The 25,048-nt window shown below is 57.0% G+C and carries 26 protein-coding genes and 1 tRNA gene; 13 read left to right on the top strand and 14 right to left on the bottom strand.

Annotated elements, in window-relative coordinates; translation table 11 throughout:
- Window positions 1–7 precede the first annotated feature (7 nt).
- The 4 genes from EXN68_RS10925 to EXN68_RS10910 all read right to left on the bottom strand — a co-directional run bounded on the left by EXN68_RS10925 (window position 8) and on the right by EXN68_RS10910 (window position 2,841).
- Complete coding sequence (locus tag EXN68_RS10925) at window positions 8–1,114, bottom strand: glycoside hydrolase family 25 protein (protein WP_142840835.1); 1,107 nt, start codon at window positions 1,112–1,114, stop codon at window positions 8–10.
- A gap of 178 nt (window positions 1,115–1,292) precedes the next feature.
- Entirely contained in the window at window positions 1,293–1,481 is a 189-nt protein-coding gene (locus EXN68_RS10920) for a YegP family protein (protein ID WP_046799222.1), read from the bottom strand.
- A gap of 78 nt (window positions 1,482–1,559) precedes the next feature.
- Window positions 1,560–2,258, bottom strand: coding sequence for a type 1 glutamine amidotransferase (locus EXN68_RS10915; RefSeq protein ID WP_161991296.1), 699 nt, complete (start codon window positions 2,256–2,258; stop codon window positions 1,560–1,562).
- Window positions 2,259–2,391: 133 nt separating this feature from the next.
- Entirely contained in the window at window positions 2,392–2,841 is a 450-nt protein-coding gene (locus tag EXN68_RS10910) for a DoxX family protein (RefSeq protein ID WP_142840834.1), read from the bottom strand.
- A gap of 133 nt (window positions 2,842–2,974) precedes the next feature.
- Between EXN68_RS10910 and EXN68_RS10905 the strand changes: the two genes are divergently transcribed.
- Window positions 2,975–3,280, top strand: coding sequence for an Rdx family protein (locus tag EXN68_RS10905; protein WP_142840833.1), 306 nt, complete (start codon window positions 2,975–2,977; stop codon window positions 3,278–3,280).
- 120 nt (window positions 3,281–3,400) lie between these two features.
- Window positions 3,401–3,487 (top strand) — tRNA-Leu (locus tag EXN68_RS10900).
- A 240-nt stretch (window positions 3,488–3,727) separates the two neighbouring features.
- Here the strand turns inward: EXN68_RS10900 and EXN68_RS10895 are convergent.
- Window positions 3,728–4,090: a pilus assembly protein N-terminal domain-containing protein gene (locus EXN68_RS10895; RefSeq protein ID WP_153515366.1), complete on the bottom strand. Its 363-nt coding sequence runs from the start codon at window positions 4,088–4,090 to the stop codon at window positions 3,728–3,730.
- A gap of 461 nt (window positions 4,091–4,551) precedes the next feature.
- On the opposite strand from EXN68_RS10895, the gene EXN68_RS10890 reads away from it, so the two are divergent.
- From EXN68_RS10890 to EXN68_RS10850, 9 genes are all read left to right on the top strand, one after another.
- A complete protein-coding gene (locus tag EXN68_RS10890) occupies window positions 4,552–4,740 on the top strand; it encodes a Flp family type IVb pilin (RefSeq protein WP_142840832.1) in 189 nt (62 codons plus the stop codon).
- A gap of 116 nt (window positions 4,741–4,856) precedes the next feature.
- Window positions 4,857–5,369, top strand: coding sequence for an A24 family peptidase (locus EXN68_RS10885; protein ID WP_142840831.1), 513 nt, complete (start codon window positions 4,857–4,859; stop codon window positions 5,367–5,369).
- A gap of 125 nt (window positions 5,370–5,494) precedes the next feature.
- Window positions 5,495–6,301: a Flp pilus assembly protein CpaB gene (gene cpaB / locus EXN68_RS10880; RefSeq protein ID WP_052820178.1), complete on the top strand. Its 807-nt coding sequence runs from the start codon at window positions 5,495–5,497 to the stop codon at window positions 6,299–6,301.
- On the top strand, window positions 6,298–7,881 hold the full coding sequence (locus EXN68_RS10875; protein WP_142840830.1) for a type II and III secretion system protein family protein: 1,584 nt from the start codon (window positions 6,298–6,300) through the stop codon (window positions 7,879–7,881). Before cpaB ends, EXN68_RS10875 begins: the two co-directional genes overlap by 4 nt.
- A 56-nt stretch (window positions 7,882–7,937) precedes the next feature.
- Window positions 7,938–8,618, top strand: a complete 681-nt coding sequence (locus EXN68_RS10870) for a CpaD family pilus assembly protein (protein ID WP_142840829.1) — start codon at window positions 7,938–7,940, stop codon at window positions 8,616–8,618.
- Between the two features lie 34 nt (window positions 8,619–8,652).
- Window positions 8,653–9,933, top strand: a complete 1,281-nt coding sequence (locus EXN68_RS10865; RefSeq protein WP_142840828.1) for a CpaE/TadZ family protein — start codon at window positions 8,653–8,655, stop codon at window positions 9,931–9,933.
- A gap of 33 nt (window positions 9,934–9,966) precedes the next feature.
- Window positions 9,967–11,439, top strand: coding sequence for a TadA family conjugal transfer-associated ATPase (locus tag EXN68_RS10860; RefSeq protein ID WP_142840827.1), 1,473 nt, complete (start codon window positions 9,967–9,969; stop codon window positions 11,437–11,439).
- Between the two features lie 15 nt (window positions 11,440–11,454).
- Window positions 11,455–12,459: a type II secretion system F family protein gene (locus EXN68_RS10855; RefSeq protein WP_142840826.1), complete on the top strand. Its 1,005-nt coding sequence runs from the start codon at window positions 11,455–11,457 to the stop codon at window positions 12,457–12,459.
- Between the two features lie 10 nt (window positions 12,460–12,469).
- Window positions 12,470–13,459 (top strand): type II secretion system F family protein, encoded by a 990-nt coding sequence (locus tag EXN68_RS10850; protein ID WP_046799210.1) that lies wholly within the window; start codon window positions 12,470–12,472, stop codon window positions 13,457–13,459.
- Between the two features lie 92 nt (window positions 13,460–13,551).
- Here EXN68_RS10850 and EXN68_RS10845 read toward each other — a convergent pair whose 3' ends face one another.
- A complete protein-coding gene (locus tag EXN68_RS10845; RefSeq protein WP_142840825.1) occupies window positions 13,552–14,376 on the bottom strand; it encodes a tetratricopeptide repeat protein in 825 nt (274 codons plus the stop codon).
- 241 nt (window positions 14,377–14,617) lie between these two features.
- On the opposite strand from EXN68_RS10845, the gene EXN68_RS10840 reads away from it, so the two are divergent.
- Complete coding sequence (locus tag EXN68_RS10840; protein WP_142840824.1) at window positions 14,618–16,012, top strand: leucyl aminopeptidase family protein; 1,395 nt, start codon at window positions 14,618–14,620, stop codon at window positions 16,010–16,012.
- 43 nt (window positions 16,013–16,055) lie between these two features.
- Here the strand turns inward: EXN68_RS10840 and pncB are convergent, their stop codons facing one another.
- The 8 genes from pncB to EXN68_RS10800 form a co-directional block, all read right to left on the bottom strand.
- Entirely contained in the window at window positions 16,056–17,360 is a 1,305-nt protein-coding gene (gene pncB / locus EXN68_RS10835) for a nicotinate phosphoribosyltransferase (protein WP_046799208.1), read from the bottom strand.
- Between the two features lie 200 nt (window positions 17,361–17,560).
- On the bottom strand, window positions 17,561–17,920 hold the full coding sequence (locus EXN68_RS10830; RefSeq protein ID WP_142840823.1) for a hypothetical protein: 360 nt from the start codon (window positions 17,918–17,920) through the stop codon (window positions 17,561–17,563).
- 95 nt (window positions 17,921–18,015) lie between these two features.
- Window positions 18,016–18,867 carry a C40 family peptidase gene (locus EXN68_RS10825; protein ID WP_142840822.1) on the bottom strand — a complete coding sequence of 284 codons (852 nt, stop codon included), beginning with the start codon at window positions 18,865–18,867 and terminating at the stop codon, window positions 18,016–18,018.
- Window positions 18,868–18,884: 17 nt separating this feature from the next.
- The gene (locus EXN68_RS10820) at window positions 18,885–19,229 is read right to left on the bottom strand and encodes a MarR family transcriptional regulator (RefSeq protein ID WP_142840821.1); all 345 of its coding nucleotides are present in this window, start codon (window positions 19,227–19,229) and stop codon (window positions 18,885–18,887) included.
- Window positions 19,230–19,613: 384 nt separating this feature from the next.
- On the bottom strand, window positions 19,614–20,720 hold the full coding sequence (locus EXN68_RS10815; protein WP_052820170.1) for a DUF475 domain-containing protein: 1,107 nt from the start codon (window positions 20,718–20,720) through the stop codon (window positions 19,614–19,616).
- A gap of 292 nt (window positions 20,721–21,012) precedes the next feature.
- Entirely contained in the window at window positions 21,013–21,930 is a 918-nt protein-coding gene (locus tag EXN68_RS10810; RefSeq protein WP_142841257.1) for a DMT family transporter, read from the bottom strand.
- A gap of 124 nt (window positions 21,931–22,054) precedes the next feature.
- Window positions 22,055–22,936 carry a LysR family transcriptional regulator gene (locus EXN68_RS10805; protein ID WP_142840820.1) on the bottom strand — a complete coding sequence of 294 codons (882 nt, stop codon included), beginning with the start codon at window positions 22,934–22,936 and terminating at the stop codon, window positions 22,055–22,057.
- Window positions 22,933–23,250: a putative quinol monooxygenase gene (locus EXN68_RS10800; protein ID WP_142841255.1), complete on the bottom strand. Its 318-nt coding sequence runs from the start codon at window positions 23,248–23,250 to the stop codon at window positions 22,933–22,935. Before EXN68_RS10800 ends, EXN68_RS10805 begins: the two co-directional genes overlap by 4 nt.
- Before the next feature lie 167 nt (window positions 23,251–23,417).
- Here EXN68_RS10800 and EXN68_RS10795 point away from each other — a divergent pair, with 167 nt between their 5' ends.
- Window positions 23,418–24,914, top strand: coding sequence for a CoA-acylating methylmalonate-semialdehyde dehydrogenase (locus EXN68_RS10795; RefSeq protein WP_142840819.1), 1,497 nt, complete (start codon window positions 23,418–23,420; stop codon window positions 24,912–24,914).
- The last annotated feature ends 134 nt before the right edge of the window (window positions 24,915–25,048 follow it).

Genomic DNA, 25,048 nt, shown 5'->3' with positions numbered 1-25,048 from the left:
GCCCGGATCAGCTTGAACGGCGGTCGATCCAGCGATGCCATGCGTCTTCGCTACCGTTGAAGACATTGAGATCGATACGGCCATCTACACCGTGCGACAGGCCGGAGCCGGAATACTGCCAGAACAGCCACTTACGTCCGGGATAGACCACGGACGGATGCTGGGCGACGGCGCGCAGCCAGAATGGATAGTCCTGGAATTCGCCCGTGAGGTTGTCCTTATAGAAATCAGGTGCCGTATAAATGATCGGCCGCTGTCCGTAATGGCGCTCAAGCTTGGTCATGAAGACGCGCATCTTTTCCAGCACGCGCTCACGGGAATGGCGCATCTTGCAGCTCGACTCGCCGTTATATTCCACGTCGATGACAGGCGGCAGCGCATCGGGATCGCGCGGCACGTTGCGAATGAACCAGTCCGCCTGCTCGCTGGCCGAGCGGCACCAATAAAAGAAGTGATAGGCGCCGCGGCGGATGCCTGCCTCCTTTGCGCGCTGCCAGTTGGTACGGAACATCGGGTCAAGATGATCACCACCATCCGTCGCCTTGATGAAAGCGAAATTGGCGCCACGGGTGCGCAGCTGCGGCCAGTTTATATTTGCCTGCCAGCGGGAGACATCCACACCGTGGACCTGAAAATGGCGCGGCTGAACGCGGCCGAAATTGATTGGCTTGGCATCGCTGAAACTGGAGCGGAAAATACGCGAGCGGATTTGTGCGCCGGCACCCGCTGCCGGGGCGGCGGCCATGGCCAATTGGACTGGACGCTCCATTTCGCGAACCATCGGGCGCTCCGCCGGCCGCACCATTCCCGCCTGCGATGGCGCAGGCAAGCCGATTTCAGGCGCATTCTGAAGCATGGAGGCTTTTGGAGTGACGGCGGAAAAGGCCTTGGGCTCTTCAGGCACCGGCCCGCCCCATGCCAGCACTTCCTGCCGTGGCTGGGCGGTGATGGCCTGCGTGCCAACACTTGCCTGCGGCACGGGTGCCGAAGGCGTGACCGAACTCGTCGTCTCCTTCGAAGGCAGGCCAGCTACCAGGCTTTCCGGCCCGGAACTGGTGCAGCCACCTAACAAAAGGCAACCGAAGAAAAGTGCTGGCACAGCCGATGATCGCATGAGAACCCGTACGCAAAACAAATCGGGGGCACTCAAACGCCGCCCGGAGACCTCGAAATACAATTGCTAACGGAAGATTATCAAAAAAGACTGAATCTTATCTTTACGCCGGCACCTGCCAATGCGCCTGTCATTTCTGGCAGGCAACATGCTTCGAGTTCTCACAGGGCGGCAAAAATCAGGCCGTCATGGTGGTCAGATCGACGGTATCGGCACCGGGAGAATTTTTCTTGATCGACTCGATCGCATGGACGGCCGAGGCCTTGGCCTTGTACCCTTCCGAAGAAAACATCGTTTCGCCGTTGGATGCCTTGAAGCGAAAACGATATTCGCCAGCCTTGTCCTGATAAATCTCAAATTTATACATGCTCTTCACATCTCCTTGCTGATGATGGTGAAACGACCACGACCCTGATTGCCCTCGTTAACGACGAAAATAATCCGCTTAAATGAGCCGCACCCAGGCACGCGCAATTTCCAGACCAGCCGCATCGGCCATATCTGCGCGCCTGCCGCGATGGTCGCTGTATTTTTCCAGCCAGCCGGGCGCCATTTTTTCGACCGATGCCGGGAAGGCCTCGCACCAGCTGTCCACCACAGCGGTAGATGCTTCGAAATGGAACTGGGTGCCATAAACCGCCCGGCCTAGACGGAAGGCCTGATTTCGCGTCGCTTCATTGGTTGCCAGCCGTATTGCGCCCGGCGGAAGCGTGAACGTATCGCGGTGCCACTGAAAAATTGGGAATATTTCATCCAGTCCCGCCAATAACGGATCGGATACGCCGTCTTCCGTCAGCGATACATCTTCCCAACCGAATTCAGGCGGGCCGGAGAGAATATTTTCTCCCCCATAGGCGCGCGCCAGCAACTGGCTGCCAAGGCACACGCCCATCACGGCCTTATCGGCATCACCAAAGGCTTTCATCAAAAGGGCAAGGTCTGGAAGATAGGGATAAAGCGCGTCATTGAGGGCATTCTGCTCACCGCCGAGAACGATGAGCGCATCATGCTCACCGGCATCCGCGGGAAGAGGCTCGCCCGCATAGGCGCGGATGACATGCAAGTCCGAACCCGCCTCTTCCAACGCAACCCCGAGCTGCCCGTGCGGCGTGCCCGCCATGTTTTCGATGATTGCAACGCGCATACGGCCTCTCGATGGTGCTGAAAATTCAAACGGCGCGTTCGCCGTTCAAATTCAAGCTTCACCATGAGAAAAACGGATTTTCAAGAGGCATGAAGGGTGGCGGGGCAATATTGAAAACCCCGCCGACGGAACCTTAGAATTCCCGGGACATTTTTGCGTCGACGGAATGCCGGTTACCACCACGAACGGCGAAGAACAGGAAGATAGCCGCCCATAGGATCGACTTTTCTGCACCAGCCAGGCCCTCTGCCTTTACGATGCCGTGAAAATAGACCGTTACCAGCAGAACGATCATGGCCGCGAAAGAGGCAGGCCGCGTGAAGAGGCCGATCGCCACCAGAATACCGCCGAAAAACTCTGTGGCGGCAAGAAGCGGCGACCAGAACACGCCGGGATAAAAGCCAAGGCTTTCCACCATGCCGACCGCACCGAAAGGGTTGGCAATCTTGCCGAAACCATGGGTGACGAGAAGAACACCCGCCGCAACGCGCAGAATGGTCTCCACCAGATCATGCGTCGAGTTGTAAAGCGGTGCGACAGCGGGAACGAAAAGACGCTGACGGTTATTGTCGAACTGGGCCATAGGATCTCCTCGTTTCAGCCTTCGATGGCTTATCTGTTCGCAAAGCTCCGTGATAAGAACAAGAACGCGCCGGGTAAAAACATGAGTGTTATAGTTGACATTATCGTGACCAGACTTTGAAGGAGACGTGACCATGACCGACACCAAGCCGCGCATAACCATTCGCTATTGCACGCAGTGCAACTGGTTGCTGCGCGCAGGCTGGATGGCGCAGGAGATCTTGCAAACCTTCGCTTCTGATATCGGCGAAGTCAGCCTCATCCCCTCAACCGGCGGTCTGTTCGAGATCACCGTGGACGACGCCACCATATGGGAACGCAAACGCGATGGCGGTTTTCCCGGCCCAAAAGAGCTCAAACAGAGAATCCGCGATATCATTGATCCGGACCGCGACCTCGGCCATGTGGACAGAACGAAGCATGACGGGCTCGACACCTGACCCGGCGACATGTTTCAACAGCCTCCAACCAAGTTTTTTCCCTTTAAAATCAATGATCGTCATAAAAGTTCAAAAAGTCTGTTGACACCGGGCGGCTGCCCTCGTACATCGCTCTCCGTCGCCCAGATGGCGGAATTGGTAGACGCGCCAGCTTCAGGTGCTGGTACTCGAAAGGGTGTGGAGGTTCGAGTCCTCTTCTGGGCACCATTCCTTTTTTGATCTTAGCCAGATCAATGACTTAGACGAAAAAACAGCAACATGCAGGCCTCCCGCGAAACGCAGGGGCGCATGTTGTGTTTTTTTGATCTGATCAAATTCATGGCTCCCGTTCCCCCCAAAAAACGATTGCCGCCTGCGCGAACGCAACATTTGTCACGCCGACAAAATGCCCGCCGCTTCTTCATGCGAAATCATTATATGTGAAAGCCTCGTCTGGCCTCGCCGAGCTTACGGTTGAGAGTCTTTGTCGCCACTGTTTTGCGAATGTTGTTCGCAATTCGGCGTGCAGGAAAGCACGGTTCGTTCCGTCTGGCGGAAAACGCGAACTGTATTGCCTTCATCGATGGAGACGAGAATGCGCTCATCGACGATCGGATTGCCATCGGCATCAAGAAGCACGAGATTTGTCGTGCCGAAACTGCGGCCGGTCAGCACAATGGTCGTGGCATCGGCGACCGTCGCATCGGCAACTTTCGAATTACCAACAATAACCTTGCTGACAGGACGATCGAGACGGAGAACACGGGCGTGGTTCATCGAAACGCGCAATATGTCTTCCTGGGCGAAAACAGATTGCGACGAGCCTCCCATAATGACGGACAAGCCGACCACAATTTTCGCCAGTTTTCCGGATGACACGCGTTTGGCCCTTGTTCATTACCCGCACTTTACTGCGTCGCAGAATGCGCGGTTTTAGTGAATGAAGCGTTAAACGGCGAAAAGGCACGATGCAGGCAGTAACCATGCGCAGCTGAAGTCTTTTTCCGCCTCCACCGGCTCGCATCAAAATTGAACATATATGCCCCATTAAGAGAGTAGCTTTCCAAAAATGGGAAATCCCTTGCGCCGGAATGTATTTGTTTATCAGCAAATATAAAAATACGGGCAATACTTTTTATCTTTGTTTACCAAGAGAAACTCATCATGCCATTTACTTTAGATTAAGGATTTTTTTTAAGTGGTTGGAAATCGCTCGGCTGTAGTTTGAACGCAACCGAACAACGGAAAACAGTTGTCGGCGTGCTGAACCAAACAAGAGTTAGGAGATACTCATGACCAAGATTTTCGCTCGTTTCCTCAAGGACGAATCCGGCGCCACGGCAATTGAATACGGCCTGATCGCTGCACTTATTTCTGTTGCAATCGTTGGCGGTGCCACGACTGTCGGCAGCAAGATCGGTACGCTCTTCACAAACATTGGCACGAAGATGACGGCGGCTTCCACTGCATCTGGAAAGTAATTTCCGCATCATTTCATGGATGGTCGCCCCTAAAAAGGGCGGCCATCTTGGTATTTTTAGGCAACCTCCATGCGTTGTTGTCACTCGTTTGCCAAATCCTCTGTAGGATTGATCTAATGGTCGTAGCAGCAATTTTTCTGACTTTGCCTTTGTGCCTTGCTTTCGCTGCGCTGAACGATCTATTCAGCATGACCATACCCAACAGAATACCGCTTATCTTACTAGTTTGCTTTTTTGTTGTTGCACCGTTTACCGGCATGGAATGGCAGACTTTCGCGATGAGCATTGCCGCAGCGGCCGCCGTTTTTTTCGCCTGTTTTGCGCTCTTTGCTGCAAATGTGATGGGTGGTGGGGACGCCAAGCTGTTGACCGCCGCTACGGTCTGGTATGGATTCAATTCTTCGCTCATAGAATTCTTGCTTGGAGTCACTTTCATTGGTGGCGTATTAACGCTTGGCATCCTGCTTTTGCGGTCACGATCGCAAGAAATCATGGCAATCGGCATTCCCATCCCGGATTCCCTGATGGTGGCAAAAAAAATCCCCTATGGCATCGGCATCGCCATTGCCGGCCTTTTGACTTACGGTGACGCGCCGCTTGTAAAAGCTGCCATCGCCAGTCTTTCCTGAACAAGTTACATAGCTGACGGATTAAAGTCCCGTTAACCACAAATCCAAGCATAATATTAACCATAATTATACCAATCATGCGCCATCCTGAGGGGAGAACAACCTGATTCCCTCAAGGATCGAGCATGAAACCGTCGCGTATCGTTATTCTATCCGTTGCCCTGGTCGCTGCCGGTCTTGCCGGTCTCGTCGCCATGCAGATTTCCGGCGCAAAGCAGGTCATCGAAAAAGCGGAAACGATCATCCAGAAGGAACCGACGGTCAATGTTCTCGTTTCCTCAGTCAACTTGCCTGTCGGTAGCCGCCTGAACGATAGTTCGATGCGCTGGACACCCTGGCCGCAGGGCAATGTCGTCGATAACTTCATAACCGAAACAAAAAATCCGAACGCGATCACCGAACTCACCGGTGCCGTCGTGCGGTTGCCCCTGTTTGAGGGCGAACCGGTGCGGCCGGAAAAGGTCGTCGATTCCAGTACCCGCATCATGTCTTCACTTCTGCCGGCGGGCAAACGCGCCGTCGCTACGGAAATTTCCGTCTCCACCGGCGCCGGCGGTTTCGTGCTGCCGAATGACCGGGTGGATGTCATCATGGTTCGCAAGGGCGATAACGGCAATTTCCTGACCGAAAACGTTTTGAACAACGTCCGCGTTCTCGCAATTGACCAGCAGATCAAGGAAGGCGAGGACGGCATCTCCGCCGTCGTCGGTGCGACTGCGACTCTGGAGCTGACGCCAGAACAGGCAAAAATCATAACGGTGGCGCAGCAGATGGCGGATCGGCTCACTCTTGCGTTGCGCTCAATCGCCGACGCGCAGGAAAACGATACGCTTTCAGCGGGCTACCTTCTCAACGGCGGCTCCGGTCAACCGGAAATACAGGTGATCAAGTCCGGGTCGATCGTCAAGGGCAGTCAAGGAGCATCACAATGACCGGGGAGTTCATGGCAAAGCGTGTTAAAAGACACCTGCGTTCATCGATGCTGGGCGGACTTGCTTTCTGCGTGGCTTTTTCAGGCATTCCAGGCCCGCATTCGCCTGAATTTCTGCGCCTTGGCGAAGCCGCGGCACAAAGCGCAAGTATCGTTCGGATTACCGAGAGCGGATCCGGCATCCGCAAACGTCTTAAGCTCGGCCTCAACAAGGCATTGGTGATTGATCTGCCTGAGGATGCGCACGACATTCTCGTTGCGGATCCAAGCCTTGCCGATGCCGTAACACGCACTTCTCGCCGTATTTATCTCTTCGGAAAAACGGTGGGACAGACAAATATCTTCATTTTCGGTGAGGGCGGTCGCGAAATCGTTAGTCTCGATCTTGAAGTGGAGCGCGACATCTCCGGCCTCGAGGCCAATATCCGCCGCTTTATTCCCGAGTCGGATATCAAGGTGGAAATCGTTTCGGACAACATCGTTCTCACCGGCTCTGTGCGCACACCGCAGGATTCTGCGCGTGCCGTGCAGCTCGCCGACGCGTTTCTAAAGGGCGGGGAAGCCACCACGCGCAATATATCACTCACCGGCGGTGACAATGGCGGCGATGCAGCGATTTTTGCGGAAAGACGCCAAGTATCGCAAATCGTCAACATGTTGACGATCGAGGGCGAAGATCAGGTAACACTGAAGGTGACTGTCGCCGAAGTCAGCCGGCAGGTGCTGAAACAGCTCGGATTCAACGGCTCCATTGGCAGCTCCACAAGCAATAACGGCTTTTCGTTCTCAAATCCGTCCAATCTTGGAAATGCAATCAGCACTGCCTCGCGAATAGCCAGCGGTTCAATCGGTTCCGGCTCGATGAACTTTGCCAGCTACCTCAATGCCATGGAGCAGGCTGGCGTCGTGCGCACTCTGGCCGAACCTAGCCTCACCGCCATCTCAGGTGAACAGGCCAAGTTCTATGTGGGTGGAGATTTCCGTCTGGCCGCAGAGCAAGAAGTATCCGTTGACAAGGAAACCGGCCAGCAGACCATAACACGTACAACAGATACGGTTGACTACGGCATCACGTTGAACTTCAAGCCCGTTGTACTTTCGCCAGGGCGTATCAGCCTTAAGATCGAGACCAATGTTTCCGAGCCGACATATGAAGGCAATGTGGTAACGGGAAATTCGGGCGGCAACATTCCCGGCTCGACCTATATGTCAGTCCGCAAGCGCGAAACCTCCACAACAGTCGAGCTTCCGTCCGGCGGATCGATCGTGATCGCAGGGCTTGTTCAGGACAATGTCCGTCAGGCCATGTCCGGACTTCCGGGCATGTCGAAAATCCCGATTTTCGGCACGCTTTTCCGCAGCAAGGACTTTATCCGCAACGAGACGGAGCTGGTCATCATCGCCACGCCCTATCTGGTGCGGCCTGTTGCGCGCAACCAGATCGCCCGCCCGGATGACAACTTCAACCCGGAAAACGATGCCGCCATGTATTTCATGAACCGCGTCAACAAGGTCTATGGCCGGAAAGACCAGGTTCAGGCAGCGCCCTATCAGGGATCAGTGGGGTTCATCTACAAATGACGACACGCGCACGAAATCTCCTCTTCAGAGCAAGCCCGATAAGGGCAGGGAACGTCATGCCGGAAATAACCTCTTCTTCTTCCCTCAGACGGGCCGGTCTCGTCTCCATGGTTGCGCTCGTCGCCGGCCTGCTGCAAGGCTGCGCACGCGATCCGCTAACAACCAATGCCATTCCCGATGATTATCGCACACGTCATCCGATCACCCTTTCGGAAGCGGAGCACTCGCTGGATATTCCGGTTTCAGCGGGCGACAGCCGCTTGACCACCGCAGTGGCGGATAACGTTCGTGGTTTCGCCCAGAATTACGCATCCATGTCGACCGGCATCATCAATATTCAGACGCCATCGGGATCAGCCAATTCGGCAGCGGCCTCCAGAATGGCAAAGCAGATCCGTTCAACGCTTTCCGGCGCTGGCGTCCCTTCGGGCAAAATCATGGAAACACGTTATGCGGCATCCCCCAACGGCGATGCCGCCCCCATCCGCCTGAGTTATGTCGCTGTTACCGCCATGACCGGGCAATGCGGCCAGTGGCCCGAAGACCTTTCGGACAACACCTTCGCCAACAAGAACTGGTACAATTTCGGATGCGCTTCGCAGAGCAATCTCGCCGCACAGGTTGCCAATCCAATGGATCTGGTCGGCCCGCGGGGCATGAGTCCGATCGATGCCGAGCGTCGCGCCGTGGTCATAGACTCCTATCGCGGCAAGAGCACGACGGCGACGACGGACTGATGTGGTTCCACCATTTGTTACGGCAGGATAGACGATGAGCGCTGTAGAATACGATATCAAATCAAGCGGCGGCACAGACGCCGCGCCCGTCCGCGCCGGGGACATGGATCGTCTGCGGCCCCTGCCCCGCATTTCCGTCCATGCCTTCTGTGTCAGCGACAATATGCAGGGCGTCATGGACGCATTGTCCGGCGACAGACGCATGAGCAAGGTGACCCTTCGGGTGACCAAGGGCGACATCAACGCGGCAGCCACGATGTTTTCCGCTTCGCCCACGCCCAATCTCATCATCCTGGAGACGGCAAGTGCACCCGCTTCGCTGCTGGATGATCTCGCGCCGCTGGCGGAGGTTTGCGACCCCACCACCCGTGTCATCATCATCGGCCGACACAATGACATAACGCTTTATCGCGATCTCATCCGTAATGGCATTTCCGAATACCTTGTCGCCCCGGTCAGCATGGCCGATCTGCTAGCCTCGATCGCGACGATCTTCGTCGATCCGGAGGCGGAACCGCTCGGCCGCAACATTGCCTTCATCGGCGCAAAAGGCGGGGTGGGGTCCTCGACGATCGCGCATAACTGCGCCTTCGGCATATCCACGCTGTTTTCCACCGAAACCATCCTGGCCGACATGGACCTTGCCTATGGCACGGCCAATATCGATTTTGATCAGGACCCTGCCCAAGGCATGGCGGAAGCCGTGTTTTCACCGGAACGGCTGGACGAGGTGTTTCTCGACCGTCTTTTGACGAAATGCTCCGACCATCTGTCACTCCTGGCGGCGCCGTCGCTTCTCGACAGGACATATGATCTCGATCGCCAGGCTTTTCTCCCAATTCTCGAGGTTCTGCAGCGTAGCGCCCCTGTTGCGGTCCTCGATCTTCCCCACCAATGGTGCGACTGGACGCGGGCAGTCCTTGCGGAAGCCGATGAAGTGGTGATTACGGCGGTTCCCGATCTCGCAAATCTGCGTAATACGAAGAACCTGTTCGATGCGCTGATAAAACTGCGACCGAATGACAAGTTACCGCACCTCATTCTCAATCAGGTGGGCATGCCGAAACGTCCGGAAATCGCGCCGGCGGACTTTCTCGAGCCGTTGGAAATCGAGCCGATTGCGATCATTCCGTTCGATACCCTGCTGTTTGGAAATGCCGCCAACAGTGGTCGCATGATCAGCGAGATGGATGAAAAATCCCAGATCGCGGAAACTTTCTCACAGATCGCCCATACGATTACCGGCCGTACCGTGCTGCGCAAAAGCAAACGCGGCGGCCTGGACAAACTCAAGAATATTCTCAAGCGCAAATAGGCTTCGCCTGTGCGTCCTTAGACGGAAACGCCGATGTTCGGAAAACGCGGGTCTGACGGCCCATCCAGAAACACAAAGCCGGATTTGGCCGCAGCTGTCCCCATGCAGGCGGCGGTGGCAGCCGAGCCTCGGCCTCTTACGATCGACACGCTTGAACCCGGCCAGTCGCCCGCGACGCGCCAGGCGCAGGCAACATCGCAGTCGCCGCAGAAAAAACGCGCGCGCACGGAAGATTATTACAACACCAAGAGCCAGGTTTTCTCTGCGCTCATCGATACGATCGACCTTTCGCAGCTTGCCAAGCTCGACGCGGAGAGCGCGCGCGAGGAAATTCGCGATATCGTCAACGATATCATCACGATCAAGAACTTCGCCATGTCGATTGCCGAGCAGGAAGAACTGCTCGAAGACATCTGCAATGACGTTCTCGGTTACGGCCCGCTGGAGCCGCTTCTCGCCCGCGACGATATTGCCGATATCATGGTCAACGGATCCGGCCAGACCTTCATCGAAGTTGGCGGCAAGACCATTGAATCCGACATCCGCTTTCGTGACAACGGCCAGTTGCTGTCCATCTGCCAGCGTATCGTCAGCCAGGTCGGCCGGCGTGTGGATGAATCGAGCCCGATATGCGACGCCCGCCTGCCGGACGGATCACGCGTCAACGTCATCGCGCCGCCGCTTGCCATTGACGGACCGGCGCTGACGATCCGAAAATTCAAGAAGGACAAGCTGACACTCGATCAGCTGGTACGTTTCGGCGCAATCACGCCCGAAGGCGCGACCTTGCTCAAGATCATCGGGCGCGTACGCTGCAATATTGTCATTTCGGGCGGTACTGGCTCCGGCAAGACCACGCTGCTCAACTGCCTGACCAGTTTCATTGACAGGGACGAACGTGTCATCACCTGTGAGGACACGGCCGAACTGCAACTGCAGCAGCCGCATGTGGTGAGGCTGGAAACACGCCCGCCAAACATCGAAGGTGAAGGCGAGATCACCATGCGCGATCTGGTCAAGAACTGCCTTCGTATGCGTCCAGAACGTATCATCGTCGGCGAAGTGCGTGGACCGGAAGTTTTCGACCTGCTTCAGGCCATGAACACCGGTCACGACGGCTCGATGGGGACGCTGCACGCCAACACGCCGCGTGAATGCCTTAGCCGTATCGAATCCATGATTGCCATGGGTGGCTTTACCCTGCCGGCCAAGACCGTGCGCGAAATTATCTCCGGATCAATCGATATCGTCGTTCAGGCGGCGCGCCTGCGCGACGGCTCCCGCCGGATAACGCAGGTTACCGAAGTCATCGGCATGGAAGGCGACGTCATCGTTACCCAGGATTTGATGCGGTACGAGATTGAAGGCGAAGATGCGAATGGCAAGCTGATCGGCAGACATGTGTCGACCGGCATCAGCAAACCGCATTTCTGGGATCGCGCACGTTATTATGGCGAAGAGAAACGTCTGGCGGCCGCGCTCGACGAAATGGAAAAGACATCCTAAGGGAAGGCGACTGCCATGGACCCGACAATCCTGTTACTGGCCGTACTTGTCGCCATTTCGGCAGGAGCGCTGGCTTACGCCTTCCTTTTTCAGCAGATAGAGGTCGAAAAAAAGACCACCAGCCGTTTCAAGCGGGTGAAGGCTGCGGAAACGGACCACGCCAATATCAAAGCTGCGCGCGACCGGGTCCAGGAGCTCGGCAAACGCCGCAAATCCATGCAGGACAGCCTGCGGGAAATGGAAAAGAAACAAAATGAAAAGGCAAAAAGGACAAAGAATGTCAGTTTGCGCGACAAACTGGTTCAGGCTGGCCTGCGACTTTCGATCCGGCAGTTCCACCTGCTGAGCGCAGGCGGGGCTGTTGCCGCCGGTATCATAGCAATTCTTTATGGCCTGTCGCCGCTCATCGCTCTGCTTATAGGAGTGGTCGTTGGGTTGGGACTGCCACGGTGGGTATTGGCCTTTCTTCTCAAGCGGCGGCAGAAAAAATTCCTGGAGGAGTTTCCCAATTCGCTGGACGTCATGTGCCGGTCGATCAAGTCCGGGTTGCCGCTGAACGACGCCGTGCGATTGATCGCATCCGATGGCCAGGAGCCGGTGAAAACGGAATTTCAGCGGGTTGTCGATGCACAACAGGTCGGGATCAGCATTCCGCAGGCAATCGAGCGTATGATGCTGACCATGCCCCTGTTCGAGGTCAGTTTCTTCGGCACCGTCATTACCATTCAGGCGCAGGCGGGCGGCAATCTTTCAGAAGCGCTGTCCAATCTTTCAAAAGTTCTGCGTGACCGCAAGAAGATGCGCGCCAAGGTGAATGCCCTCTCAATGGAGGCGAAAGCCTCGGCGGTCATCATTGGGGCACTGCCTTTCATCGTCATGACGCTGGTGCACTTCACGTCGCCCGATTACCTGTCTGTGCTTTTCACCGATTTGCGCGGGCACATCATTCTCGGAGCATCCGGCATCTGGATGCTGATTGGCATTTTCATCATGCGCCAAATGATCAATTTCGATATCTGAGGGCGGGGCCATGACAGGAAATCTCGTTTCCCGCCTGACGGATCCGCAGACGATCATTGCCATTCTGGTCACGCTTGCGGTTTTTGCCACCCTTTACACCCTCATCATGCCGTTCTTCGAGCGCAAGGACTTCGCCAAGCGCATGAAAGCGGTGTCGACGGAACGCGATGTTATCCGCAGCCGCGAACGCGAGCGGCTCGCAACGACCTCCAGAGACGGAAAGACCTCGTTGCGCGGCAGCAACAACAAGTCCGCGCGCCGCATCGTCGAAAGGTTCAATCTTCAGGAAGCACTTGCCGACGCGAATACGATGAACAAGCTGCGTGCAGCGGGTTTTCGTTCACAGAATGCGCTCAACACATTTCTCGCCGCGCGATTCGTCCTGCCATTCGCCTTTCTTGCCATCGCTTTTACCTGGGTTTTCGTCCTGGGAAACCTCGCTGACAAGGCCTTTGTCGTCAGGCTGATGGCTGTCCTGCTTTTCGGCTATATCGGTTTTTACGCGCCGAATATCTACGTTTCCAACGCCATGACAAAGCGACAGGGGTCGATCAAGCGTGCGTGGCCGGATGCGCTGGATCTGATGCTGATCTGCATAGAATCCGGTGTCTCGATGGAAGCCGCGATGCGCCGTGTGGCGGAAGAAATGGGCGAGCAGTCACCCGAACTGGCGGAAGAAATGATGCTGACGACAGCCGAGCTCTCCTTCCTTCAGGACAGGCGCATTGCCCTGGAGAACTTCGGTATGCGAACACAGCTGGATGGGGTCAAAAGCGTGGTGCAGGCGCTTATCCAGGCGGAGCGCTATGGCACGCCGCTGGCTCAGGCGCTACGCGTTCTTGCGCAGGAAGGCCGTGACGAGCGCATGAACGAGGCCGAAAAGAAAGCCGCGGCGCTGCCACCGAAACTGACCGTGCCAATGATCATATTCTTCCTACCGGTGCTCATCGCCGTCATCCTCGGGCCGGCCATCATCCGGGTTATGGACACGTTCAAATAAAAAACCGCCGGCATTTTGCGCGGCGGTATATTCCGATCCCGGCTGGCAAGATCGCCGGCCACTTATGCCGGCGGCTGCACCTAAAAGCCTTATCAGCCTGCAGGCTTTGCGTCTTTTTTCGCCAGCTGCTGCCAGGAATTCTGCTGTGAGAGCATCGCGCGCAGATAGGTGAGATTTGCCTGCGCCTGCTGCGCCGAAAGCTCCTGAACCGCGATGCGCTCGGCTTCGGCGAAACGTCCCTGAAGACCCACAACAAGCGCGAGGTTCTGGCGGACGCGGCTGTCCGCGCCGGGCTGCGAAATGGCGGACTGCAAATATGTTTCGGCGGTGCGGGGATCACTCGACAGGACATAGGACATGCCGAGGTTCGAAAGCACGCTTGGATCGTTCGGCTTGAGGTCGAGCGCCTGCCGGTACCGCGAGCGCGCCTCGTTCGAGCGTCCAAGCTGATCGAGCACCGCACCTTCGGCGGAGTAAAGCCGCCAGTCGGGACGGTCGGGCGTCTGTGCCCGCTGTATGGTCGAAAGCGCCTGCTCCAGCTGGCCGGCCGCCGCCTGCGCCTTGCCATAGGCCGCAAGCACATCGCGATCCGCCGGATTGGCGATGGCAATCTGCTGCATGACGGCGAGCGCCTGGGTATTTTTGCCCGTCATCATCAGAACACTGGCATAGTTCATGCCCACCGACTTGTCTTTGGGGCTGCGCTCATAGGCCTTGCCGGCGGTCGCTTCCGCCTGCCGCAGTTGATCCATGTTCATCGTGTCATAGGAACGCGTGGCGGCGGGAATGGAACCAGTGGACATGCGATCCGGCTTGTTGGTGCTCGCGCATCCGGAAACGGCCAGAACCAGCGCTACCAGGCATGTTCCGCGCAGCAATCCGGTCCGGCCTGTTTTAGCCAAAGAAAAAGCAGTCATGGCAGCGCCCCCGCCCAAAAATGATCGATCTTGCGCCCGACATACGACAGACTCACATGACGCAACTTTCACTAAAGCAATAATCTGTTAACCCTAACAGAGCGTTAATCGCACCGATTCACGACACTGGAGCGCCGCGTCCGAGAGGATGCAAAAGGCCGCTCCGGCACTTTGAAACTACGCATCGTTCCTGTCGAAAATCATTCCGATTTTCGGGCCGACGCACCAACGGAAGCATACAATGGCGCCCTATCAGTTCATCGAACGCCCCACCCCTTTCAGCTCGAAGGCCGGCAGCACCTTACCGGTTTTTGCCGTCACGCCAGCCCATATCGAACAGGGCGCCATCGATCCTGTCGCTCTGGACTGGGCGAAAAAGGCCGGGTTCAAGGCAGAAGCAGGCGCCATCCTGCTCGTGCCTTCGGCCGACGGTTCGCTGGGTGGCGCGCTTCTCGGGCTTGGCGGCAATCCCTCCGAAATTCCCTTCATAACCGGCAAACTCGCCCGTGAACTGCCGGAAGGCGAGTGGCACATCGAAACGGCGCCCCTGACCGCCAACCGCCTGGCGCTCGGCTTCGGCCTCGGCAGCTATCGCTTCGACAAATACAGAACCACCAAGACCAACGGGGCAAAGCTTCTCATTCCGCAGGATGCGGAAGACGGCGAGATCAAGCGCATTCTGGCCGGCGTTTTCCTTGCCCGCGATCTCATCAATATACCGGCCAATGACATGGGGCCGGACGAGCTTGAAATCGCCTTCCGTGCCCTCGCCGCTCATTATAAGGCAAAGGTCAGCGTCACCACGGGCGACGATCTGTTGAAGGAAAACTTCCCCCTGATCCACGCCGTTGGCCGCGCCAGCGAAAGCGCACCGCGCCTCCTTGAGATGAACTGGGGCAAGAAGGGCAATCCGCGTCTCACCCTCGTCGGCAAGGGCGTCTGCTTTGATACCGGCGGTCTCGATATCAAACCCGCTGCCTCCATGGCTTTGATGAAGAAGGATATGGGTGGAGCGGCCAATGTTCTTGGCCTTGCACTGATGATCATGGACGCGAAGCTGCCGGTCGACCTTCGCGTACTTGTACCAGCCGTCGAAAATTCCATCTCTTCCAATGCTTTCCGCCCCGGCGACATCTACAAAAGCCGCAAAGGCCTGACGGTGCAGATCGACAATACTGACGCCGAGGGACGTCTCGTTCTGGCGGATGCACTGGCCTATGCCGATGAGGATGCGCCGGACCTGATGATCGACATGGCGACGCTGACGGGTGCCGCCCGCGTTGCCCTTGGCCCGGATCTGCCGCCTTTTTATACCGATGACGAAGATCTGGCCCACGACATCGCGGAAGCCAGCATCGATATCGACGACCCGCTGTGGCGGATGCCGCTCTATATGGGATATGACAAGGATATCCGCTCGCGGGCAGCCGATATCACCAACGCCCCGTCAGGCGGCATGGCCGGCTCGATCACGGCAGCCCTGTTTCTCAAGCGTTTCGTGACCAACACCAAGCGCTGGGCGCATTTCGACATTTACGGCTGGTCACTGAGCGAGAGGCATCACTCGTCGATTGGCGGCGAGGCGCAGGGTATCCGGGCGCTCTTCCATTACATCGCACATCAATTCGCGAAGTAATTACTTCCCCGGGCGCTTCGTTGACAGGAGCGCCCGGTCTTTCTCAAACCAGAACCTTCTGTTCCTTGTGGTCTTCCTCTCCGAAGAACTTCAGGTAACGTTCCACTTCGGCCGGCTCGCCCGTCGCCTTTTGCGGATTGTCCGAAAGCTTGACCGCCGGCCGGCCATTGGCATCGCTGACCTTGCAGACGATCGAGATCGGCTTGAGGCTGGCGATGGTCTTCGGCGCGCAGCCGGCAAAGTCGTTGGTAAGATTGGTGCCCCAGCCGAAGCTCATGCGAACCCGGCCTTCGAAATGCCGGTAGGTGTCGATGATCGCGTTGACATCGAGGCCATCGGAAAAGATCAGCATTTTCTTGCGCGGGTCGCGGCCCATCTTCTGCCACCACTCGATGATCTTTTCGCCGCCTTCGATCGGCGGCGCGCTGTCTGGACGAAAGCCAGTCCAGTCCGCCACCCATTCCGGCGCGTTGCGCAAAAACGCTGCCGTGCCGAAGGCATCAGGCAGCACGATCAGCAGGTTACCGCCATAAAGTCGGTTCCAGTCCTTCAGAACCTGATAGGGGGCGGCCGCCAGTTCCTCGTTCGTCTGCGCAAGTGCTGCAACGACCATCGGCAATTCATGCGCGTTGGTACCTACGGCTTCGAGATCGGAGTCCATGGCGAGCAGAACATTGCTCGTGCCCGTGAAAGCCGGTCCAATGCCTTCCTTCAGCGCCTCGACGCACCAGCGTTGCCACAGGAAGCTGTGGCGACGGCGCGTGCCGAAATCGGAAATGCGCAGGCCCGGCAGTTCCCGCAGCCGTTCGACCTTTTCCCACATCTTGGCCTTCGCCCGGGCATAAAGGACATCCAGTGTGAAATAACCGAGCGAACGCATGGCGCTGCGCGAGCGCAACTCGTTGATGATTGCCAGCGCCGGAATTTCCCAGAGCGTCGTATCCATCCAACGGCCGTGGAAGTTCAGTTCATACTGCCCGTCACGTTTGAAAAGCTCATATTCCGGCAATTGATAACTCGAAAGCCAGGAGAGGAACTCCGGCTCGAAAATCTGCGAGCGACCGTAAAAGGAGTTACCCGCGAGCCAGATGTTCTCCTTCTTGGAGAGACGCAGGGTGCGCGCGTGATCGAGCTGCTCACGCAGTTCCATCTCGTCAATCTCCTCGGCCAGCCGCACCGTCTTGGTACGGTTGATCAGGGAAAATGTCGCGTCGACTTCCGGATAGAGCTTCCAGATCATCTGCAACATCAAGAGCTTGTAAAAATCCGTATCGATCAGGCTGCGAACGATCGGATCGAGCTTCCAGGTGTGATTGTGGACACGGGTCGCTATATCGGTCTTCGTCATGCTCGCATTCCCCAACATCGGCCGAGACCCGACGTCACCCCGCACCTCGGCAGGTCTCAACCTGTCATGGCAAAGACTTATCTGAAAAAGCGACAACAAGTCCAGAGCACCGACGGCAGAGGGCCTTAGTTTTGCGCACGCATCGGATTTTTCGAAAAGCGTACCGCACCTTTCGGGCAGAGGCACTCAATGCCTTTGCCTCAGAAGGTCGGGTCGACGGGATTGATGCCGGGATACCAGTCCTTCGAGACCGGATTTCTGCCACCGAAGCTGGAAATACCATTTTCATCCGTGCAGCGATAACCCTGAACGGGAAGTCCCCGGCTGCCAAAAACATTGCGGTAGGCACCTCTGGAATATCCGGTTCTTCCCAGTTCGCTGTGGCAGGTATAACGCACCTTGGGCTGCAGCGTGCGCGGATCCTTGACACCAGGCAGGTTCGCATAGGCATCGGGTGCCGGGGCAAAGCCATTCTGGAAAACGGTCTGCGCCTGAGCCGAGGCGCTCAATAGAACCGCCGTCAGGAATGCTGCCAATTTTGTCGCGGTTTTTGTCTTCATCGATGCCGATCCCGTACCATCCTTCCTCAGATGTAGGCCGTTGACGACCGTCCTACAAAGGGTGGGGCGGGCACGATTTCGTGAAAACGGCTTTCTCAGCCCTCTAGACGACGAAAAGCCGTCGGCTTTTCATAAAGCCAGCCGATACGCTCGATGGCCGCATCGAGATTTTCGCGAGCGACATTCATCGTATGCCCATTGGCGTGAAGCAGCGTTTCCTCGTTTTCCATGAGGCCGACATGGCCCTTCCAGAAAACAAGATCACCGCGGCGCAATTCGTCGCGCTCTATCTCCACGCCGAGCGACTTCACCTGCATGTCGGTATCGCGCAGAACCCGCCGACCCGCCATTGCCATGGAAAGCTGCACGAGGCCGGAACAATCGATGCCATGGCCGGAGCGTCCGCCCCACAGATAGGGCGTCTCGATAAAGCGCAGTGCTATCGCCACATAATCCTCTTCGAGAGCATCACCGACGGCACGGCAATGGGCGGCGATGATGCCCTCGCCTTTTTCAGTCATCAGATAGCGGGTGCCGCGTGTCTCCGCCTCGCCGACGATGCGAACAAGGCTGCCCATGGAAAGGGCCGCGACCGGCGGCTTGCGCAGTTCAGCGGCAGGATAGAGAAAGGTGCGCGGCGCGACGACACGATGGGTGGCGGCAACGACATCGCCGATAGCGGTTTCCGGCACGTAACCGGCGTAGCCATCGGCATCCGCCTGCACCCATGCCCAGCCGTTCGCTCTGTCGAAAACTCGAACAGTTTCGCCAAACAAAAGCTCCGTATCGATACCGGAGGCTAAGTCTGGCGTCGGTCGCAGGCCAATGACGGGAACGGCGACTTGCGCGGGAGAACCACTGACGAAGCGGTCGGCCTGCACCACGCCTTGCAGTTTTTCATCGGCGAGGTCAGAGCGGAAGACATTCAGGCGGCGGTCGAGCATCATGGGTTTCACGTCCAGAGTTAGATCTTACGCGCCTGATCAATAATCAGATCGCCGAATTTTTCCAGATAGAGCGCACCAGTGACGGTGCGTTTTATCACAACATTGCGCCTGTCCCGTTCATCCCGCACCCTGTCGACCAGCCCAAGCGCCCCGAGACTGTCGAGTGCGCGGGTGATGACCGGCTTGGTCACGCCGAGCATTGCGGCGAGACCGCGAACGGTGTGCGGCGGCGGCACGAGATAAATCTGCAGCAGGATGGCGGTCTGGCGCAAGGTCAAATCCGCCGCGTCGGCAATGACCTGCTCGATCGCGACGCGATGCCAGAGCCCCAAGGCTTCCGTGGGCGAAAGTTCTGCAGGCACACTGATAAACCTTCCAGTCGTTATCGTGCCTTTTTCAGGCAACGAAAGGCAAAACTCAAGAACCATGGCGCACAAACAAAACCGCCGCGCTGTTGCAGACCGGATAGGTCGAACAGCGCGGCGGCGTTTCTGGACCCGTTTTCCGGGCTTCCAACGTCCCCTCTGGACTTAAAACAAGAGAAGCAGGAAGCGTGCCAACTTTATTGCAGCGCACAAATATGAGAAAAAACAACCATTTGTCGTGCGATCCTGGCGCCACGGCCAGATTTTCTGCAAACGCAGATGAGCAATAAAAATAAGCAGACAGAAATTCAGTGATTAAAAACTACCTTCCGCCGCAGAGGCGGAAGGCAAGGATCGTTGTGGATCAGATTTCCGCGTTGCTCAGATTTCTGCGCCGCGGGCCGTATCAGCGGCATTGGCGCCTTGCTGCCGGTTATGGCGGATCGACGACCAGAGCGAAATACCGATCAGGGTCGCACCGCCAAGACCGGTGATGACCTCCGGTATATGGAACATGGTCTGCACATACATGATGACCGACAGGATAAGGATCGCGTAAAATGCGCCGTGTTCCAGATAGCGGTATTCGGCAAGCGTTCCCTTCTCAACCAGCATGATCGTCATCGAGCGCACATACATGGCGCCGATGCCGAGGCCGATGGCGATGATGAAGAGGTTCTGGGTCAGTGCGAAAGCACCAATCACCCCGTCGAAGGAGAAGCTGGCATCCAGCACTTCGAGGTAAAGAAACGCACCGAAGCCGCCTTTGGCCGCGCCTTCCAGCATTTCCTGGCTGCGATCGAGAATACCGCCGACGACTTCCACCAGGAGGAAGGTCAAAAGACCCCAGATCGCCGAATGGAAGAAGGTGTTGGCAGCGACCGGGCCGAGTTCCGGGTTGTCACTGGCACCGATGATACGGGAAAACACCAGCATGACGACAAGCACGAAGGCGATCTCGATGCCCTTGACGGAGGAATAGGTCGCAGCCTTTTCCTCGATCCAGCGCACCCAGTGAACGTCCTTTTCATGGTCGAAGAAGAAATTGAGACCGACCATCATCAGGAAGGTGCCGCCAAAAGCCGCAATCGGCAGATGGGCGTCACGCATGATTTCCGAATAACGTTCTGGCTGCGTTGCCGCCATGACGATTGCCGTCCAGGGGCCGACATTGGCGGCAACGACGACGATGAGCAGCGGGAAGACGATACGCATGCCGAAAACGGCAATCAGGATACCCCAGGTCAGGAAGCGGTGCTGCCAGACCGGCGTCATATCCTTGAGCTTGTTGGCGTTGACGATGGCGTTGTCGAAGGAGAGCGAGATTTCCAGCACCGCAAGAACGACGCAGATAAAGAAGATCGTCGCCGTGCCGCCCACCGTTCCGGTCATTTCCCAGCCGAGATAACCGCCGAGGATCAGACCGACGATGGTGACGATAAATGCCCACTTGAAGTAGGAAAGCGTGGTTTTCTGGGCGGGGCTCATGTCCGGTCGCCTCCAATAACGAGGACGTTCACGGACCGACGCGGAGCGTCAGGCCGCACGCAGAAAGCACGCGCGCGAAGCACATTCAGGTTTTTCATAGTTTTTAATCCGCCGGCCAATTTTTGCAGGCGGTACCGACATCGCGAGAGCGCCGTAAAACTCTCGCCAGAGGGGCCCGGCACCTTTGTTTCCTCTGCCCATGCGAGACATATGATCGCAGGGCCTTCTCTTACTCCCTGAAGATCACGCCTTCGTCAAGTCCCGTGATTGTATCGACAGTGCTCAGGAAAGATCAAACCTGTTCTTCGACCAGTCCTTCCGCCGTTTCGCGGCGTCGCTTCAGCGTATTTTCGCGGAAGAAAATATAGAGGCCGGATAGAACAATCAGGCCCGCGCCGATGACGATGCTGATATGCGGCACATCCCCGAAGAATGCCCAGCCGAAGATCACCGCCCACAGCAGCAGCGTATATTGCAGCGGCGCGACGGTCGCAGCATCGGCAAGCTTCAGAGCCCGATTGACCAGCACATGCGCCGCCATGGCGACCACGCCAAGCAGGCTGAGGAACGCCAGATCGAAGCTGGACTGGACCGGCAGCCAGCCGGATGGGGTCAGAAACACCGCAACGATGCCCGCAACCCCCGCACCGATGATCTGCCAGAAGGCAAGCACCGTATCCGGCGTATTGCGCAGCTGGCGTCCGGACAACATCATGAAGGCGAAGGCAGCACTGCCGAGAATGGAAAACAGCGCAGCGGAAGTGAGGCTTGCCGAACTGGGTTTCAAGGCGATGAGAACGCCGATGAAACCGATGGCGATGGCCGTCCAGCGACGCCAGCCGACCTTTTCCCCGAGCAGAAACGGCGCCAGAGCCGCCACATAAATTGGCGCTGCCAGCCAGTAGGTCATGACATCTGCCAGTGGCAGGCTCGCAACCGCGAAATAGAAACAGAAAAGCTCGGCAGTGGAGAAGAAGACACGCGCCGCCTGCAATCCGGGCCGCTCGACCTTCACTAGGCCGGAAAGGCCGGCTCGCCAGACGATGGGGACAAGGATGACAAGGGCCGCAGCACTTCGGATCAGGATAACCTGTCCCTGGCTATAGGTCGACACGAGCCATTTTCCCATGGCATCGTTCAACGCGAAAAGCAGCATTCCAAGCAGCATGACGGCCACGCCGAGGCCAGTCGGCGAAAGCTTTCGTATCATAGTCGACATGTCAGTTCCGATCTCTCCCAATCGCTGCATTGGTCGTTCAGCCAGCCACCCCTTGTCAAGCCCGGAGCGGGCTAACTTGTGTAATTAATATTACTAATGGATCGACCGGCCGACCTCAGGCGAAGATTCGCCGCTCTTCGGCAACGAGTTCCTGAAGAAAATCAACCACCGTGCGGACACGGACCAATTGGCGGGCGGATTCGTGATAGGCCGTCCAATAGGACCTGATGATGCTGATATGCGGCATGATCCGCAGAAGTTCAGGATATTGCCCGGCGATGTAATTGTGCAGAATGCCGATGCCTGCCCCCGACCGCACCGCCTCCGTCTGGCCGGTGGCACTGGAGATTTCAAAGGCGGCGTCCCAGTCGCGCATGACCTCACCGGTAAAGTTCAGTGAGGGCGAGAAGATCAAGTCCTCCACGTAACCGATGCGACGATGGCGCTTGAGCGCTTCGACATCCGCCGGCGTTCCATATTCGGCCAGATAGTCCGCTGAGGCATAAAGCCCGAGCGAATAATCGGTGAGCTTTGAGAACATCAGCCTGCCCTGTTCCGGCCGTTCGATGGTGATGGCAATATCGGCCTCGCGTTGCGACAAAGAGAAGGAACGCGGCACGGGCACGAGCTGGATTTTGAGGTCAGGATAACGGGCCGTCAGCCGGCCGAGCCGTGGCGCGAGAAAGGAAACGCCAAGACCGTCCGGCGCGCCGATGCGCACCGTTCCCGCCACCGCCGTATCGACGCGGCCGAGATTGGCCTGGGCATTCAGCATTTCGGTTTCCATGCGCTCGGCGGCACCCAAAAACCGCTGACCTTCCTCGGTCATTTCGCAGCCATTCGTCCGGCGGATGAAAAGCTGGGTCTTCAGTGCCTGCTCCAGCAGCGTCAATCGCCGCGAAAGCGTTGCATGGTTCAGACCGAGCCGTTTCGATGCGGCGAGGATCTGCCCGGAACGGGCAACGGCCAGGAATATGCGGACGTCATCCCAATTCATGGCTTACTGCGCATCATTACGGGTTCAACTTCGATCAAAGTCAGCGATGTCACCATTCCTGCCACACCCTCTTTATATTTCAGGAAATGCGGCGTTTGCAGATGCGCCTCATATGCAGTCTGGTTCGCATAAACTTCGAGGATGCGAATCTTTTCCGGGCTGCCTTTGATCGCCACCGCATTTAACGCAAGCACGCCATTTTCAAGACGGACAGACGCCTCGATCTCCTCTGCAAGCAATCTGCGATAGGCTTCCAGATGGGTCGGATCGATTTCTATTTCAGCCATCCTCACGACAGGTTCATCGCTTGCCATCTTTTGACTTTCTTTTTGAATGGCGAACTCGCCATGCCGGATCAGGAAACGCCTAAGAATGCTCATCGTGCTTTAATTTACGCACAACGGTTTCTTATCCGAGTTCATTGCTTTGTACAAATTCAAGTGCAATGCTGCACCCATCAAAAAATCGCGGAGGATTACCCATGAAGGAAATCGGTCATTTCATTAACGGCAAGCATGTGCAGGGCACCAGCGGCCGCACATCGAATGTCTATAACCCGGCGACCGGCGAAGTGCAGGCAACCGTTGCGCTTGCGAGCGACGCCGAACTGCGCGCCGCCGTTGAAAGCGCCAAGGCGGCACAGCCGAAATGGGCTGCCACCAACCCGCAGCGCCGCGCCCGCGTCTTTTTCAAATTCGTCGAACTTCTGAACCGCGACCTCAACGAGCTGGCAGTGCTGCTTTCCAGCGAGCACGGTAAGACTGTTGAGGATTCCAAGGGTGATATCATCCGCGGCCTCGAAGTCTGCGAATTCGTCTGCGGCATTCCGCATCTGCAGAAGGGTGAGTTCACCGAGGGCGCTGGCCCGGCCATCGACATGTATTCGATCCGCCAGCCGGTCGGCATCGGTGCCGGCATCACGCCGTTCAACTTCCCCGGCATGATCCCGATGTGGATGTTCGCGCCGGCGATCGCCTGCGGCAACGCCTTCATCCTCAAGCCTTCCGAGCGCGATCCGTCGCTGCCGATCCGCCTTGCTGAACTCATGATCGAAGCCGGTCTTCCGGCCGGTATCCTCAATGTCGTCAATGGTGACAAGGGCGCCGTCGACGCCATCCTGACCGATCCCGATATCGGCGCTGTTTCCTTCGTTGGCTCGACGCCGATCGCCCGCTACGTCTACGGCACTGCCGCCATGAACGGCAAGCGTGCGCAGTGCTTCGGCGGCGCGAAGAACCACATGATCATCATGCCGGATGCCGATCTCGATCAGGCGGTAAATGCACTGATGGGTGCGGGTTACGGTTCGGCCGGCGAGCGTTGCATGGCTGTTTCCGTTGCGGTTCCGGTTGGCGAAGAAACGGCCAATCGGCTCGTGGAAAAGCTCATCCCGCAGATCGAAAGCCTGAGAATCGGCCCCTATACCGATGACAAGGCCGATATGGGCCCGCTCGTCACCAAGGAAGCCCAGACACGCGTCAAGGGTCTGATCGACAGCGGTGTTGAGCAGGGCGCAAAACTGCTGGTCGATGGCCGCGATTTCAAGCTGCAGGGTTACGAGGACGGTTATTTTGTCGGCGGCTGCCTGTTCGACCACGTCACGCCTGACATGGACATCTACAAGACGGAAATCTTCGGACCGGTTCTGTCGGTCGTTCGCGCCAAGAACTACGAAGATGCGCTGGAACTGCCGATGAAGCATGAGTACGGCAACGGCGTCGCGATCTACACCCGTGACGGCGATGCAGCACGCGACTTCGCAAGCCGCATCAACATCGGCATGATCGGCGTCAACGTTCCGATCCCGGTTCCGCTTGCCTACCACTCATTCGGCGGCTGGAAGGCCTCGAGCTTCGGTGACCTTAACCAGCACGGCACGGATTCGATCAAGTTCTGGACCAAGACCAAGACGATCACCTCGCGCTGGCCATCCGGCATCAAGTCGGGTGCCGAATTCGTCATGCCGACGATGAAATAAGCCGAAAAACCGGCAACCAAAACAAAAAGCCCCGCTGCAAAAACAGCGGGGCTTTTTTGATTAAAAAGATTACTAAAAAAATCAAGTTTCTTTCGTCAAAATAATTCCACTTAAAGCTGTTATCGCGTAAGAGA

Origin of the sequence: Martinezella rhizogenes (assembly GCF_007002745.1) — a bacterium.
GTDB classification, from domain to species: domain Bacteria; phylum Pseudomonadota; class Alphaproteobacteria; order Rhizobiales; family Rhizobiaceae; genus Agrobacterium; species Agrobacterium cucumeris.
Note: the sequence above shows the minus strand (reverse complement) of the source record. Positions and strands in the feature narration are given on the sequence as shown.